General features: G+C 44.0%; 10 protein-coding genes. 5 read left to right on the forward strand and 5 right to left on the reverse strand.

Going from position 1 to position 15,997, the window contains the following annotated elements; translation table 11 throughout:
* Positions 1 to 97 precede the first annotated feature (97 nt).
* The 3 genes from U0033_RS08165 to U0033_RS08175 form a co-directional block, all read right to left on the reverse strand.
* Positions 98 to 673, reverse strand: a complete 576-nt coding sequence (locus tag U0033_RS08165) for a hypothetical protein (protein WP_072362299.1) — start codon at positions 671 to 673, stop codon at positions 98 to 100.
* Positions 674 to 767: 94 nt separating this feature from the next.
* Positions 768 to 3,773, reverse strand: coding sequence for a GH92 family glycosyl hydrolase (locus U0033_RS08170; RefSeq protein WP_177318618.1), 3,006 nt, complete (start codon positions 3,771 to 3,773; stop codon positions 768 to 770).
* 302 nt (positions 3,774 to 4,075) lie between these two features.
* Positions 4,076 to 5,380, reverse strand: a complete 1,305-nt coding sequence (locus tag U0033_RS08175) for a sensor histidine kinase (RefSeq protein WP_072362295.1) — start codon at positions 5,378 to 5,380, stop codon at positions 4,076 to 4,078.
* Positions 5,381 to 5,723: 343 nt separating this feature from the next.
* Here U0033_RS08175 and U0033_RS08180 point away from each other — a divergent pair, with 343 nt between their 5' ends.
* The 4 genes from U0033_RS08180 to U0033_RS08195 all read left to right on the forward strand — a co-directional run bounded on the left by U0033_RS08180 (position 5,724) and on the right by U0033_RS08195 (position 12,193).
* A complete protein-coding gene (locus tag U0033_RS08180; protein ID WP_072362291.1) occupies positions 5,724 to 8,132 on the forward strand; it encodes an ABC transporter permease in 2,409 nt (802 codons plus the stop codon).
* Between the two features lie 276 nt (positions 8,133 to 8,408).
* Positions 8,409 to 9,998, forward strand: a complete 1,590-nt coding sequence (locus U0033_RS08185; protein ID WP_072362289.1) for a T9SS type B sorting domain-containing protein — start codon at positions 8,409 to 8,411, stop codon at positions 9,996 to 9,998.
* A 141-nt stretch (positions 9,999 to 10,139) separates the two neighbouring features.
* The gene (locus U0033_RS08190) at positions 10,140 to 11,720 is read left to right on the forward strand and encodes a DHA2 family efflux MFS transporter permease subunit (RefSeq protein ID WP_072362287.1); all 1,581 of its coding nucleotides are present in this window, start codon (positions 10,140 to 10,142) and stop codon (positions 11,718 to 11,720) included.
* 26 nt (positions 11,721 to 11,746) lie between these two features.
* Positions 11,747 to 12,193: a MarR family winged helix-turn-helix transcriptional regulator gene (locus U0033_RS08195; RefSeq protein ID WP_072362285.1), complete on the forward strand. Its 447-nt coding sequence runs from the start codon at positions 11,747 to 11,749 to the stop codon at positions 12,191 to 12,193.
* 194 nt (positions 12,194 to 12,387) lie between these two features.
* On the opposite strand, the gene U0033_RS08200 is transcribed toward U0033_RS08195, so the two are convergent.
* Positions 12,388 to 13,797 (reverse strand): glycoside hydrolase family 32 protein, encoded by a 1,410-nt coding sequence (locus U0033_RS08200; protein ID WP_072362283.1) that lies wholly within the window; start codon positions 13,795 to 13,797, stop codon positions 12,388 to 12,390.
* A gap of 227 nt (positions 13,798 to 14,024) precedes the next feature.
* Here U0033_RS08200 and U0033_RS08205 point away from each other — a divergent pair, with 227 nt between their 5' ends.
* Positions 14,025 to 14,873, forward strand: coding sequence for a universal stress protein (locus U0033_RS08205; protein WP_072362281.1), 849 nt, complete (start codon positions 14,025 to 14,027; stop codon positions 14,871 to 14,873).
* A gap of 152 nt (positions 14,874 to 15,025) precedes the next feature.
* On the opposite strand, the gene U0033_RS08210 is transcribed toward U0033_RS08205, so the two are convergent.
* Complete coding sequence (locus U0033_RS08210; RefSeq protein WP_072362280.1) at positions 15,026 to 15,994, reverse strand: PorP/SprF family type IX secretion system membrane protein; 969 nt, start codon at positions 15,992 to 15,994, stop codon at positions 15,026 to 15,028.
* Positions 15,995 to 15,997 lie beyond the last annotated feature (3 nt).

Here is a 15,997-nt window from a genome sequence, read left to right on the forward strand (position 1 = left end):
CCTACGGGGATGAAAACCAATTCAAATAAAAAAGCTTTTGCCTTTGGCAAAAGCTTTTTTATTTGAACGTTGGCTTGCGGCCGGATTAAAGGAAAGCCTATAATTTTGCTGAGGCAAGCAGCGCTTTTATTTTTGCTAATTGCTCCGGTGTAGTATATTCTGCAAAGATCTTCAGATCGAAACAACCATAATTTTTGAATACGGTAATTGTATTAGTACCCCTGGATGTTTTAGCAGAAGCGCCTTTCAGTGTTTCTGATCCAATTTTAAGGTCTGTATTTTCCTCCCCTTTAGCCTGAGGATCTGTCAATACAAAGCTAATAGCAGCACCTGCACCTTCTTCAGGCATTACATCACGAACGGTAAACAGTGCGCCCTTGTTGGCCTGTGCATCTTCCAGGCTCAGGGTCTTTTGACGAACCATGTCCTCAGGTGCATTTTTGCTTAGCGGTACGTAATACTGAATTCTTCCAAGGGAGGTTTGCAGGAACCATTCATTAGGCAGATTCAATGAAAAGCCGAGTTCTTTGTTTTCATACTTCCAGTTACCATCAAAGTGGCTGGATAGTTGGCCTGTTGAAATGGTGGTAGTTTTCGTACAGCTACTCCCACATCCTGTCGCTATCAGACAGGTGATCATAGCTGCCAATAACAGGAATTTTGCCTTTGGCATAGGGTGTCAATTTTGGTTTTTAGCACGGGAATATCCCCAATATTTTTTTACGTGGTTTCTTAGTTTTTCAAATAGGACTGGTGAAATTTTTATTTTATTGCACGGGTCTTTCCCCAATACATTGGCAATTAGTTATTTCAATAGGATCAGAAAAAATTTTTGCTTGTTCAATATAGCCTTTGAAAATACGGGTTCCGGGAAATTCTTCATTACGCCCCAATGTCCATTTATGCCCTACTGACAGATTAACTGGTTCATCCAGTTTTGTTTCGCCTTTCAAAACGCCATCTATATAAATCTTAAGTCTCTGTTTATCACATACTCCGGCAATATGATGCCAGTGGTCCAACCAATGTTCCGGCAAAGGTACGGTAATATCTCCCCTGCCCCAACCCCCTGCAAAAAAACTTAACATTTTACCATCTACAATTTGCAGCACATGCGTATCTCCCTTGGAAAATACATCGACCAATCCAGGCACCTTTTCTGTAGGGTAAATCCAGGCCATCATTGTGAGTGTAGTACCCATTTCGTCGAGGCTGCGGGCATTCGGAATTTCGATATAAGTATTTGAATCAGAAAGGAATGGATGATTGCCCGGAGCTTTCATTTCTCCTGATGAAATAATCTGCGCATCATTTTCAAAACCTGATACATCCTTCACTCCTCTGAGTGACAATAACAATGATTCCTGCGGATCTTTGTACACTTTAAAGCGATCACTGATTTCAGAAATTTTAACATTATGCCAACCTATCAAGCCGGTTTTCACCTGGCAACTCACTACCTTTTTCTCGCCGGGTTCCAGGGTCAGTTTCGCGCTGTAAAAAGGTTTACCATCCAGATATGCAGGAATAGTAAAGGTTTTCTTAGTTCCCTGCTTATTCATAACAGCGAAGGTGATACGCTGAATGCTGTCTTTCTTAAGCAATGGCTGTAAGACAAGGTCCGAAATAACAGGGGATGCATTGATCAAAGGCGTTTTAAGCATTACCTTTCTTTCTGCCTGCTCATTCAGTTGCAGCACATTCTCCCCTGCCTTGTACAGGTAACATTGAACGGAATCCCTCAGTCTTGCGCCCTTGCCGATCAGGCAATTTTTGCTACCACAGAGCTGTCCGTTCAGCATAATATTTATCCGATAGACGCCGGCGTCGCCATTATTGATCAAGGTAAAGCCAATTGGGAAAGGCTGATCAGCAGTAGCAACAGTATCCATAGTGATTTCGGTAAGCCTGATCACGGTACGATTTACATTTTCACGGCTGGGTACCGGCGCAATACCCGTTTCGAATTCCAGTGTGCCACCACGTCTGATAAACTCATGCGCCACATTCAGACCCTGATAAACAACACCGTTTAAGCGTACCTGTTGTACATAAGGATTATGGGTATCATTGCTTTTTATCGTCAGGGTTTTTCCGTCTTTCAGGTGAATCCTCATTTCCTTAAAGGCTGGAATACCCAATGCATACAGCGGCTTACCCGGGGCTAGTGGGTATAACCCCATGGCACTGAATAAGTACCAGCTTGAAGTAGCGCCCAGGTCATCATTGCCAGGTAGCCCTCCGGGGGTATTTGAAAAACGGTCCTGCATGATCTTCCTTACCCACAACTGCGTGAGATCGGGCCTGTTGGCTTCATTAAAAAGGTAAGGAACGTGAAAGACGGTTTCGTTGTCGAAAATAATATGCTTTCTTTCCAATGCCGTATCCAGGCGGAGCGCGAACAACTCATCCCCTCCCATCATATTAATGAGTTCACGTGGATGCTGTGGCACGAAGAAAGAATACACCCATTGGTCGCCTTCTTTATAACCGGTATTGCCAGGATGCAGTTTAAATTCATTTCTATTGCGGGGTAGCAGGAACAGGGAAGGGATATGCAATAAGTGACGGAAGGCCAGGCTCCTGTCATCATTCACCTTCTCATGCATTGCTTCTTTTGTAAACAGGTTCAAAGCCCAATCGTCATATGCATATTCAACGGTGCGGGTTACGGATTCGGGATATGTGAAAGGTATATAACCCAGTTCGTGATAAACCGGCATGTCTACCTGCAGGTAAGGTGTATCGTTGATGCTCTGCTGCATAGCTTTGTATACTTCCTCCTTGTCCATCGGAATGCCTTTAAAATACGCATCGGTGATAATAGGAATGCTATGATTGCCCGTCATGCTCTCGGTAGGCAGATGACCGCTGGCATGGTATACATCCAGCATGGAACGGATCATGGCAGCCTGCAGATCAGGATAGAGGAGACTGAGCAAAGGGTGCAGGGTACGAAAAGTATCCCAGGGTGAGAATCCTCCATAATGACCATTATTCAGCCATGGTAATAAGAGTGAATGATAAAGAGCAGTATAAAATATTGCCTTGCCTTTTTCGTTGTCATCATTGATCTCCACGACTGATAGCAGCTCATTCCATTGCTTGTAAGTAGCGGCTTTAAGGGCATCAAATGAAAGCGTATTATTTCCAATTGATGCTTCTATAATGGTGATACCTTTTTTGAAAATGTATAAGGTACCCCCTTTTACGCTGCGCTGTTCTTCAGGAGTCGCACTAAAGTGCAATGATTCGCTGGCAAAGATCTGCGGCTTTACTTTTTCTGAAAATGTAAACCGAAATATCCCCCCGTCCTGTGAGGCTGTTGTTTCTACGGTAGTCTGGTTGTCTTTAAAATGAACTTTATAATATCCCGGTACCGCCGTTTCATCTTTGTGAGAAAATTGCCGGCTGTAATGATCGGGATCGAAAGATTGATGGTCACTGACAGGCATCACGAATACATTGCCTGCTGCACCACCGGGGAAACCGCTATGATGGTCCTTACAGGTGAAATAGCAGATTGTACTGTCCTGGTAGTCATAGCCTCTGGCACCCGTTCTCCTTGTTTCCGGTGTCAACTGATAATAACCGTGAGGAGCTACAGCACCGGGATAGCAACCGCCTTCGCTGCCCCATTTGGTCAGCACCGCACTTTTGGTAGTGCCGACAAAGGGATTGACATATGCAACCGGAGATTTTTCCTGGGCGCCAGCTGCGCTGGAGAATAAGACCAGGAGCAGGATTTGGCGGATGTTGGCTGTTAGCTTCACTATGACGTTGTGGTTTAGGCTAAAATTATAAAAATTCTCCAACAGTGTGTGCAAAAAAGGACACATCTCAATGGTTCGACCCATAAAAGTAGGCTCATCGGGGGAAAGCATGCGCGGAATCGAGGATACTTATGCGGAAACAATATAGGAGCTGCTGTTGGCATAAGCTGGTTCCTCATTAAAATAACACTTTCTCTGGGAGACCGGTTAATACTGGCACCTTATACCGATCTCTAAAAATGAAAATGACGTATGACTTTTCGTTTATGCTGTAGTGATATACACCTTATAAAAACAGGAAACTATTTATGGAGGTGCAGACTGAAAGTACTACCTTTCCCTTCTTCACTCGCTACGGAAAGAAACCCATTATTTTTCTGTGCAAATTCCTCGCTGAGACTAAGCCCCAGTCCGATTCCCTTTTCGTTGCCGGTACCTGGCGTGGAATGAATTTTATCGGCGGCAAAGATACTTTCCAGTATTGCAGCACGGATCCCTACTCCAAAATCGGTTACAGAAATGATCACTTCACTCCCCTTATCTTCCATACTCAGTACTATAATCGCTTCCTGGTAACTAAACTTGATGGCATTACTTAATAAATTGCGGATAATAAGACGTACATGGTCCGGGTCTGCATTGATGATACAGGTATATTGTGCGATGTCGTTTTGTAACCGGATGTGCTTTTTTTGAAATTGAGGTTGTAGAAATGTAATGACTTCCCCGATTAGTGCCACGAGGTTGAAATTAGCTGGTTGTGGTGCAATACCTTTCATTTGTGTATAGCACCATTGCAGCAGACCATCCATATTTTCCTGCAGGTTTCTCGCCTGTAATATCAGTAGCCGGGATGATTCTGCAAAGTCCTTGCCGGACAGCATATCTTCCTGCAGGAGGTCCAGCATAAAGAAGAGCGTATTGATGGGCGAGCTCATATCGTGTGCAAGAATGGAGATCAGTTTCTCGCGGGTTTTGTTGGCTACGTTCAGTTGCCGGTTGGATTCTTCCAGCTCTTTCGTGTACCCCATAATCTGCAGCCGGAAATAATACAAACAGAACAGCAGCATGATCAGCCAGATCACCGCATTCATTATTCTCCGCCCCTCGCTAACCTGGTGTATAACAGTATGTGGTGCCAAACGATGCGTAACACCCAGCAGTATGGCACTGAATATACCGAGGATGAGCATGACCCATTTATTGTTCAGCAGGATCAGGGATAAGCATACCACCAGCAGGAGGTACAACTCCATATTGTTGTTATAAATCAGCGCACTGGCGGATAGCTCCATTGCACAGAGCGGCATCGTGATCATTGGCCCGAGGTCGTACTTCTTCTTTTCATTGAAGTACACCATACTGAAAAGGCAGGCCATGGTGGTAATATTAATCAGTACAAGGAGGTAATTTCCCAGGCAGGTATTGATCAGGCTAAACATAAGAGAAGCCAATCCGCCAGTTAGCCCCGCAATATTTACGGTTCGGATCTGACGGTTGCGGGCAATGCCATTTGCTTCATGTACCCCTGTATTTAAAAGTCGGTTAAAGAAATGGATGATGTTTGAGACAACAATACGTTTATAGTTTGTTTGTACATTATTCATTCATAACCACATTAATGTAAAAAGCTCTCCTTAAAGTTCCGCAATTTATGGCAAAATGTATTAATAATCAATGTGCGGGTTGTATATCAATTCAGGTTCCTATTCCAAAAATCACCCGGATCCACTTGCAGGCACCTGCAGGGTAACCCTAAAAGAGCCTCTGGCCGGCTTAATTGCAACGAAAGGGGAATTGACTCAAAATATAAATATTGGTCATTTCCGGACAATTCATGTACTGTTAGCGAACATATCCAACTCTTATATCCATATAATTCCCTAATTTTCAATAAGACGTATAATAGGCACTCCCTTTGTCCACACCAGGAGACCCAAACCCAACATTATGCTGTTGAACTACTTCCTGATCGCCTGGCGGAACATGAAAAAGAACCGCTTTCATGCTATCCTGAACATTGTCGGACTTGCCATCGGCATTGCCTTTACGGGCATGATCATGGCACACGTATGGAACGAGCTGCAGGTGAATAAGGAGCTCAAAAACGCAGACCGGCAGTTTGTGATCCGGAGCAGGTGGAAAGATCCGAATATGGGCTTTGACCTCTCTACTTCAGGTGCATTACCCAAAGCCCTGAAGGAACAATACCCCTCACTGGTAAAGAATTATTACAGATGGGATGGTGTTACCCTGACCGTACATGGCGATCAGAAAGACTTTAAGGAATCGGTACAAATAGGTGATTCTACCTTTCTAAATATGTTTGGGTTCAGGGTAATGGCAGGGAATGCGGGCAATGCCCTGTCTACCCCTAACTCCATGATCATGACGGAACCGATGGCGAAGAAATACTTCGGTACGGTGAATGCCATCGGCAGATCTGTAGAGATTGAAAATATGGCAGGGCAAAGACAACCTTTTATACTGACAGCAGTGATCAGGACTCCCCGCGACAATGCCGTGACGGACCTGATCTCCAATTACAGGAACGGTATTATTCTGCCGGAAAGTTCTATCAGTTATTTCGGGAGAACGATCGATAACTGGACAAATATGTACATCGTTGGCTACATTGAATTACAAGCCGGTGTCAGGGCCAGTCAGCTCTATGGGCCAATTAAAAAACTGCTGAAAGAAAATACCCCTGCAAACGTGTATGAAAATCTTACACCGGATGTAGTGAATGTGCGGGATAATTATCTCAATCAAAACAATGGCCTCGTAAGAAAAATGCTGTTTACCCTATCCGCCATTGGTTTGTTTATATTGCTGATGGCGCTGATCAATTTTATCAATATCTCTGTAAGCCGCGCTGCTTCAAGAATGAAAGAGATAGGTATGCGAAAAGTATTGGGCGGCAAAAAACACCAACTGGTAGTACAATTCCTGGTAGAATCCATGATCACTGTATGTATTTCTACCTTACTCGCATTTGGATGCTATTTACTATCAGCTCCCTGGTTTGAGCAGTTGGTAGGTAAGCCATTGCCTGCTTTAAGCGATTTTCCGGTATATTTTATAACATATCTTTTATTATTTGTCATCCTGACAGGATTAGCGGCAGGACTATATCCAGCCTTTGTTTTATCAGCACTGCCCTCTTTAAGCAGTCTGAAAGGATCTCTAAAATCAGTAAAAGAAAATATCCTGCTAAGGAAGTCACTGGTAGCGTTTCAATTTTTCACAGCAGTTGTAGTACTGATTGGTGCATTCATCATTACGAAGCAGATACAATTGTTTTTCAGCAAGGGAATTGGCTATGAAAAAGAATTTGTGATCAGTGCACAGGTACCGAGAGACTGGTCACCGGCAGGTGTGTTGAAGATGCAAGGTATCAGGAAGCTATTGGCCGAATCCCCGGTTATCAAGGATGTAAGCCTGACCTATGAGATCATGGACGGAAATAACGGCGGAAGCCTGAATATATTCCCCCTGGGAGGAGATGCTACTTCAGCTATCACCACATTCCAGCTAAGTACAGACAGACATTTTGCTACCACCTTTCAGGTACCAATGGCGGCAGGTGAATACCTGGGCAAGGAAGGCATGCCCGTAGACGTACATAAAATCGTGATCAATGCAAAACTCGCAAAGGCATTAGGATACCCAGATCCCGCCGATGCTGTGGGTAAACAGGTAAAGTTTGCGGAATTGCAGGATGCGTATACGATTGGTGGAGTGACGAAAGATTTTCACTTCCAGTCCATGCAGCTCTCTATCACACCCATGGTCTTTCTGCCCGTAGAGGTATTTAATATCTACAGGTATTTTGCAATCAAGCTAAAGGCGGGAAATATGCCGGATGCCCTGGAAAAAGTACAGCAAAAGTGGGCGCAGCTAATGCCAGGGGCACCGTTTGAATATAAATTCATGGATGAAAGCCTGGCAAAGATGTATAAATCTGAGATCCAGCTGAAAAAAACCGCATATACAGCTACCGTATTAGCATTGGTCATTGTATTACTAGGGGTAATCGGGCTGGTGTCACTAACCATCCAGAAACGCACCCGTGAAATGGGGATCAGGAAAATACTGGGAGCTTCGGTAAATAGCATCATCCGTCTGTTCATCAAAGACTTCATGGGAATCATGATCATTGCCAGTTTACTGGCCATACCAGTTGCCTACTCCCTGATGCGATTCTGGTTAAGTACCTATGAATACCATATAGAAATCAGTGTAATGCCTATTGTAATTATCATTATTTTATTGGGATTGCTGACCGCCATAATGATTGTATTACAAACATTGAAGCTGGCGTTTGCCAATCCGGTAAAGAGTTTGAATATAGAGTAACATAAAGTTAAACATTGTTTTCTGGTAAGCCTCTGCATCTGCGGAGGCTTTTTGTATTCCATTGATAATCATAGCCCCATTATTAAGCAAAGTAAATTCACCCAAACCCTTATAAATAGTGGATTTATTTAATAACTTTACATTATAATTTAATATAATACACTGGTCAACATCCTTGTACCATATTCCTATGCCTACAATCCCTCAACTCAAGGTTTGGATAAACTAGCGTTGAAACGCCCGTGTGTTGCCTTTTTTGCACCATAATATTTAAGAATGCGTGAACAAAACAAACTGTTGGTAAACAACCTATTAGTTGCCTTTTTATTGTTGTTTCTTAGTCATGCCTCAATTGCAAAATGTACGACTGGCCTGGTTTCAGGTAAGGCTGTCACTTTTCACAGTGCGAATGCAGATAATTACGCGTTTAATGCTACAGGCGGCAGCACAGAGACTACGCCCCTGACCATCACCGACAAAATTGTGCCTACCCTCAGCATCATAAAAACAAAAGATGCAGCCGAACCATCGACAAACGGTACTGTTACAATCAGTACCGAAGCTGGTTACATCGCCACAAAAGATATCATTGTCTCCTACACCATTGCAGGTACAGCTGTTAACGGTACTGACTACACTATGTTAAATGGCCTTGCCATCATTCCCGCCGGTGCAAACAGCGTCACCCTGCCAGTCAATGTGATCGACAACTTTAAAACGGATGGTACCAGAACAGTCATCCTCACCCTGGAAAGCGGTTCAGATGGTTTCAATACCTTCATACCTGGCGCTGATTACAGTGCTACTGTCAACATTGCTGATAATGACGTAACCAGCTTCCAGGCATGGAAAGTGGCTATTCTTCCGGCGAACAATGTGGATGGTAAGATCCAGCCAGGGGAGATTATTACCTACAAGATTTATGTAAGAAATACCACCAACACCGCCATCGGACCATTGATGGTGACCGACAAGATCCCAGCCAATACCAACTGGGAAAGTGGCTGGCAACTCTCATCCGGTGTGGTAGGCTTTCCTATCACTTCCGTAGCTGCCAACGGCATCACCGAAGTGACGTTCCAGGTAAAAACTTATGAGAACCTGGAAGGCGTTGAGTGGATCAATAATACCGCATATGTTTCTGACGGTACCAACACCCGGCCTACTTATGCATGTGATCCTAAAACGGGTAGCTGCGATACGATAACCAGGGTACCTGTCAGAGCATCCAAAGGAAACCTGACCATCAGGAACACAATCCTTGGCGAGGGTCCATCTATGATGGACGATTATATCACTTACAAACTCCTGGTGAAGAATGCAGGCCGCAGTAACTTCACTAAACTCGAGATCACAGACTCCCTGCCTTACAACCTCGATCTGCCTTATCAGACAACAGCCACAAAAGGAACCGCAGTCTCAGGCACCAGTCCGAAAAAGGTAAGCTGGCATATAGATAAGCTGGAACCAGGCGATAGCGTAGTGATTACCCTTACCAGCCGGATACTCTCCGGTGAGAAGGTGGTGAACACTTCTTACGTGTATGCAGCAGAAGGAGAAGAAGACTATAGCAATAATATTAGCATTAATACTGTTGAGATCACTAATAAGAGCCTCCACTTTATTAATGCCTTCCGACCCGGTGGCGTACAGAATAACAAGTTCGTCATCGTGGGAATAGAGAAGTTTCCGGGCACTCACCTGGTGGTGTATAGTCGCCTGGGAAATATTGTCTACGAGTCTAATAGCTATAATAATGATTGGACGGCAGACAATATTGCTATGGGCGAATACCTATATAAGGTGATCGTTCCGAAGAAAACCGGCAAGACGACCTATTCAGGAAGCGTACTGATAATCAAATAGTTTAAATAAATATTATACTTAAAGGCCGGTTTCTCAGGAAGCCGGCCTTTATTATTGGGAGAAATAATATGAAAGTAGCAATTTAAATGGTTGGAATTCCAACCTTTTATTATATACCTTTATAGAAATTATTCAATAGACATGCAACAGCTCCCTTCGCTGGTAGAATATGGTTCCCGCAGAGTGATTATCACTATTACCGCTGTCGTATGCGCTCTTCTTGAAATTATTGACACCACCATCGTGAACGTTGCATTGCCTGATATGCGCGGTAGCCTTGGCGCCACGCTCAATGAGGTCAGCTGGGTGATTACGGCCTATTCCCTTGCCAATGTTATTATCGTTCCGATGACCAGCTGGTTATCCCAGCAGTTTGGACGAAGAAACTACTTCGCCGCCTCTGTCATTATTTTCACCGTTTGTTCTTTTCTCTGTGGTAACTCCACCAACATCTGGGAGCTGGTGATTTTCAGGTTCCTGCAGGGCCTTGGTGGCGGTGCTTTGCTGGTTACCTCACAGACCATCATCACCGAAAGCTGGCCCCCTGAAAAGCGGCCTACAGCACAGGCAATTTATACCCTGGGCGTGATCGTAGGCCCAACCCTCGGTCCTCCGCTGGGTGGGTATATTATTGATAATTATAGCTGGCCTTATATCTTTTATATCAATATCCCGATCGGGATCATTGCAGCACTCCTCACCTTACAATATGTGAGAAGTCCGCAGTACGAATCCAAAAGAAGTGCCAGCCAGGTAGACTGGTGGGGAATCGCTTTCCTGGCCATTGGCATCTCTTCCTTACAATATGTTTTGGAAAAAGGACAGGAAGAAGACTGGTACAGCAGTGAGATCATCATCACATTGACGGTGACAGCCATTTTCGGTTTATTCTTTTTTATATGGCGGCAGATGACCTATGAATATCCGATCGTACAACTGAGGGTACTGAAAAACGGGAATCTTCGTATAGGGGTGATCCTTTCGTTTATCATGGGCTTTGGTTTATTTGGTTCTACTTTCGTTATACCTCTGTATACCCAGACCCTGCTGGGCTGGACGGCGCAACAATCGGGTATGCTGCAATTGCCAAGTACCCTGTTTGTGGCAGTTATGATGCCGGTGGTAGCAGTGCTCATTCAAAAAGGGATCCCACAGAAATATTTAATTTCAATCGGCATGACCGCCTTCTTTATTTACAGTTTACTTTCCTATAAGATCATTGGCCCTGATACCAGTGCGCATGACTTCTTTTGGGTATTGATCTTAAGAGGCTTTGGTCTGGGTCTGTTATCTGTACCGGTAAGTACCATGTCTCTCTCCACATTGAAAGGTGCTGAGATTGGCCAGGGAGCTGCGTTCTCAGGTATGCTGCGACAACTGGGTGGTGCATTTGGGGTAGCATTGATCTCTACATTTGTAGTCAGGCAGACAGATCTGCACAGGAGCACATTGGTAAGTCACCTGGATGTAAATAATCCGGATGTGCAGGGCCGGGTCGCACAAATGGCCGGTGCCATGCGTGCGAAAGGATTTGATATAACGACTGCACAAAACAAAGCCTATGCACTGATGGATGCCGGTGTGATGAAACAAGCTACGGTATTGTCTTACATGGATGTATTCCTGTGGGTAGGTGTGTTGTTCCTCGTGTGTGTACCATTTGTGTTGCTGTTCATCAAGACATCGAAAGCAAAAGTAAACATGGCGGATGCAGCACATTAGCAAAAAGCAATATCTTTGCCCTACTTATGTCGTCACAAACTAAATCAGAAAAAGCACGGGAGCTATTGAGATCCATGGGTGAAGTAAGGAATACCTTGCGTCAGTATATATCCGTGCGCATTAGGGAGGAAGAAATCGATATCACCTTTGAACTGCTGGAGATCCTGGCTTATCTGTATAAAAAAGATGGCGTTAATCAGCAGGAGATTGCAGATCTGATGTTGAAAGACAAGTCGAGTATGACATACCAGATTGATGGATTAGTGAAGAGAGACCTGGTACGCAGAATGGAAGATGAAAATGACAGGAGGAATAAACTGATCTTTCTGACAGAGAAGGGAAAAGGATTGCAGACGGTATTGCAGTCCTGGGTAGGTGAATTGTATGATAAAGGAGTGAGCGATATTGATGAGGGAGAGATTGATACCGCGCTGGCGCTGGTGCAAAAGATGAATGAGAATCTGAAATCATAAAATAAAAAAAGAACTTGTACCAACAGTCATTTTATGGCCTTGAGAATATCACATATGAAAACGCTTTCCGCCAGGTGCCCGGATTAGATCCGGGAGATTTTACTATTGATACAAGCTCTTTTTTTTTCTAAAAATGGTTTTTATTGCCGTTGGTAAATCCCTTCTTTCATGAATGTTTTATTATGAACATTTAATTACTTAGGCTCCCAAACTTTTAGTGACTTCACTTTTACATTTCCCTGTTTTGCAAATAAGGAAACTTCATGATCTTCTTTAGCAGGATATACCAGGAATGTGAGTACCTGTGCCCCGCCGTTTACAAATACCTCCACTGAAGACTTATCCTGTAATACCTGTAGTCTCAGTGCTCCTTTTGGCACAGTCAGGGTTTTCTTTCCATCTTTCCAGGCAATCACCAGTTCTCCCCCATTGCAACTAATTTCTGCCTGTGGCAGTTTGATACCATAAGATGCAGCCGTGCCCCCGGCAAAAGTGACATCTATCCAGTTGGTATTATTTTTAAACTGCTCCAGCACAAAGGGCTGATCATTGATCACCAGATCCTGTTTTTCGAATGGATGTGCTGGTAGTTTGATCACACTGGATGGCTGTTGGAATAAGCGCACACCCTGCGGTGTCGTTTTCAGGGCCAGGTCTCTTGGAACAGACATGGACCCGGTCCATGGATAGGCAGGTTGATTCGAAGGCATAAGCCAACCTACCATTGTCTTTTTACCACCCGGAAGATTGTTATAAGGTATGGCCGCATAGAAGGTAGGACCGAAGTCTACAAATTGCTGATGTGCGGCATCATGATCGTTTTTAAATTCCTTTCCATCAAAATCGCCGGTAAAGTATTGCAAGCCGGTTTCCGCATCCTGGTTGCCGGAGGAAACCATCAGTAACCATTTAGTTTTCTTAGGATCACCATCTACATTTATTGGAGTCAGTGAGGGGCATTCCCAGATCTTGCGGGTATCGCCCTGGTTGCCAAATTCACTGAGCAATGTCCAATGTTTCAGGTCAGTGGATTTATAAAACTGTACCTTTTTTTCGCCCGGCAGGGCGACTGTCATGAGCCAGTGTTGCTGTTTTTCCAGCCAGATGACGTTAGGGTCGCGGAAATCCTTTTTATGCAGGTCTACGACCGGGTTGCCAGCGTACTGTTGGTAGCTCATGCCCCCATCGTTGCTGTAAGCGATGAACTGGGATTCCTTTTGCTGTTTAGGCTGATCGGCCGTATAAATGGCTACGATGGCATTTTTACCAAAGCCACTGGTATTGGACTTGTCCAGCACCGCGGAACCTGAGAAGATCCAGGTGGTGGTATCCGGTTTTTCCACTTCCGGAATGGCCACCGGCAGGTGCTTCCAGTGTACCAGGTCACTGCTTACAGCATGCCCCCAGCTCATATGCCCCCATTTGGTATCATATGGGTTGTACTGGTAATAAAGATGGTATTGACCATTAATATATATCAGGCCGTTAGGGTCATTTATCCAGTTTTTAGCTGGGGTAAAATGATAGACCGGACGCTGAGTAGTATCTACCTGGGCCTGTGTAGCAAGCGGCAACAGGCAGCATAACAAGTGGAATAATTTCATTATGGGCTACAGTTTAAATGAACGTTTAAGTTAAACAATGTTTAACCTTTTTTTGCATGAAAAATTGTTGAGACGGGCTAAAAATAGTGTAAATTTATTTAAGCAATTCCACTGATTGTTTGCAGCTGTTTTACAGATTAAAATCATTTTCTTCCGCATGCTTTTTGTTTAAATTTATTACAACGAATAAGGCTGATGCCTTTATTGAATGATCAAAACTTTGTATTATGAAAACGATGCTTATTCCCGTTGATTTCACGGCTACAACTGAAAATACAATTCGTTTTGCAAGTGATTGGGCACTCAGGTTTGGCTACAATCGTATTATTTTGTTAAAGACCTTTTACGATTCTGTTTTCGATAATATTGCAGTATCTGCAGAATATGCGCCTGTAAGTCAGGACTTCAGGTGGGAGGAACGGAGAGAAAGCACAAAGAAACTGGATAGTATGGCGGATGAGCTCAGTGCGAGAATGGAGGATGACATGGCGGTGCTGACAGCTGTGAGTGAAGTGCCTTTATTAAGAGCGATTAATGAGACGATCAGGGAGGAAAGTGTGGACCTGGTGTTGCTGGGAAGTGATAGTTGCCAGTCAAACAATAATAGTTTTATAGCAGGGAATATTATCAGTATTGCAAAGATCTCTCCTGTACGGGTGCTGGTGGTGCCTTCTCATTATAGTTTCAGGCCAATCAACGATGTATTGCTGCCTTGCGATTACAGGATGATGGGTAACCTGGCAAAGCTGAATGATCCAAAACACGCCACCTTAGCGAGGAGTATGAATTTGCATGTGTTGAATGTAGATGCGAAGGAACGGTATATTAATCCGAATGAAGAGTTCAAAAACCTGGAGGCGCATTTGCATAGTTACCTGCAGAATTATAAGCATGATATTAATTATAGTAATGAGAAGAATATCATTGACGGGATTATAAAATATACCAAAGAGAATGATTTCCAGTTGATCATTTCATTGCCGGGAAAACATAGTTTCCTGTATTATTTAACTAATAAGAGTATTTCAGAAGCAATATGCAGGAATGCAAGGGTGCCGGTGATGATTTTGAAATAGAAAGGATAATATGAATTTTGAAAAAACAGGAAGCTGTATGTAAGTATGCTCTTGCTAAATAAGACTTTCAATAAGCCAATAATTTTCCAATAAAAGAGAAAAGGTGTACCGAATTTTCGATACACCTTTCTTTTTTTGTAGCTATTCTGATGCTAAAACACCCTTGGATTGGCCATCCTCACTTTGAACCCGGGGAAAGTATATCCCAATGATATTTCATGTGTACCACTGCTATACCCGTTCAATGGGCCGGTGGTAATATCATAGGCATACCCTACCCGCATATTTGGCACAGGGAAAAGCTCGATAGCCGCAACTACAGCGTTGCTATAGGCCAGCTTGCTTTGTAAATAGTTCTTGTCATACAGGTTCACTCTTGTACGATAAGAACCGCCCAGCCAGATGATGTCTTTGTAGAGGATGAATGTATTCCAGTCAAAACTGGTAGGACCCCCTAAGTCATCTTTCAGTAAGAAGGATGGTTTCAGCTGGAAATCTTCATTCAGCGGCAACAGCATACCTGCGGTGAGGTAGTAGTGCATTTTGGATTGTGGCACTAGTTTGTACTGCCCACTCTTGAGGTAGTTGGTGATCAGGTTATCTACCGAGAAACCGGCAAAGAAGCGATCATTAGAAAAGTATACCCCTGCCCTTGCGTCTGGCGATAAGGTGCGCTGAACACCCGCAGGCATACTGGTTTCAGGATCATTGGTCACCAGATCTGTGGCATTGATGCTCTTTTGCAAAAGACCGAAACTGATCCCAAAGGCAAGACGGGAGCTACCATCAGCATTCAGGCGAATACGGTATGCGTAGCTGCCATAAGCTCCCAGCGTGCTTTGTGCACCCAGTTTGTCGCTGGTGACCTGGAAGGCCAGCCCAACGTTATCATTTGCTACAGCGGCGTCTACAGCTACTGAGAATGTACGGGGTGCACCATTGATACCGGTCCACTGACTGCGATAGAAACTATGCGCATTCAGCTGCTCCTTGTAGCCAGCATATGCGGGATTGATGTAAATCCCGTTAAACATATACTGGCTGTACTGTGCATCCTGCTGGGCTTTCAGTGTCAATGACCCTGCGAATAATAAGCCTGCGATTAAAAATATCTTCTTCATGGT

Source organism: Chitinophaga sancti (genome assembly GCF_034424315.1).
Taxonomy (GTDB): domain Bacteria; phylum Bacteroidota; class Bacteroidia; order Chitinophagales; family Chitinophagaceae; genus Chitinophaga; species Chitinophaga sancti.

Bases quoted from the DNA above. Each gene is read 5' to 3' on its own strand.
- U0033_RS08165 (WP_072362299.1), bottom strand. From the start codon at position 673: ATGCCAAAGGCAAAATTCCTGTTATTGGCAGCTATGATCACCTGTCTG.
- U0033_RS08175 (WP_072362295.1), bottom strand. From the start codon at position 5,380: ATGAATAATGTACAAACAAACTATAAACGTATTGTTGTCTCAAACATC.
- U0033_RS08180 (WP_072362291.1), top strand. From the start codon at position 5,724: ATGCTGTTGAACTACTTCCTGATCGCCTGGCGGAACATGAAAAAGAAC.
- U0033_RS08185 (WP_072362289.1), top strand. From the start codon at position 8,409: ATGCGTGAACAAAACAAACTGTTGGTAAACAACCTATTAGTTGCCTTT.
- U0033_RS08190 (WP_072362287.1), top strand. From the start codon at position 10,140: ATGCAACAGCTCCCTTCGCTGGTAGAATATGGTTCCCGCAGAGTGATT.
- U0033_RS08195 (WP_072362285.1), top strand. From the start codon at position 11,747: ATGTCGTCACAAACTAAATCAGAAAAAGCACGGGAGCTATTGAGATCC.
- U0033_RS08200 (WP_072362283.1), bottom strand. From the start codon at position 13,797: ATGAAATTATTCCACTTGTTATGCTGCCTGTTGCCGCTTGCTACACAG.
- U0033_RS08205 (WP_072362281.1), top strand. From the start codon at position 14,025: ATGAAAACGATGCTTATTCCCGTTGATTTCACGGCTACAACTGAAAAT.
- U0033_RS08210 (WP_072362280.1), bottom strand. From the start codon at position 15,994: ATGAAGAAGATATTTTTAATCGCAGGCTTATTATTCGCAGGGTCATTG.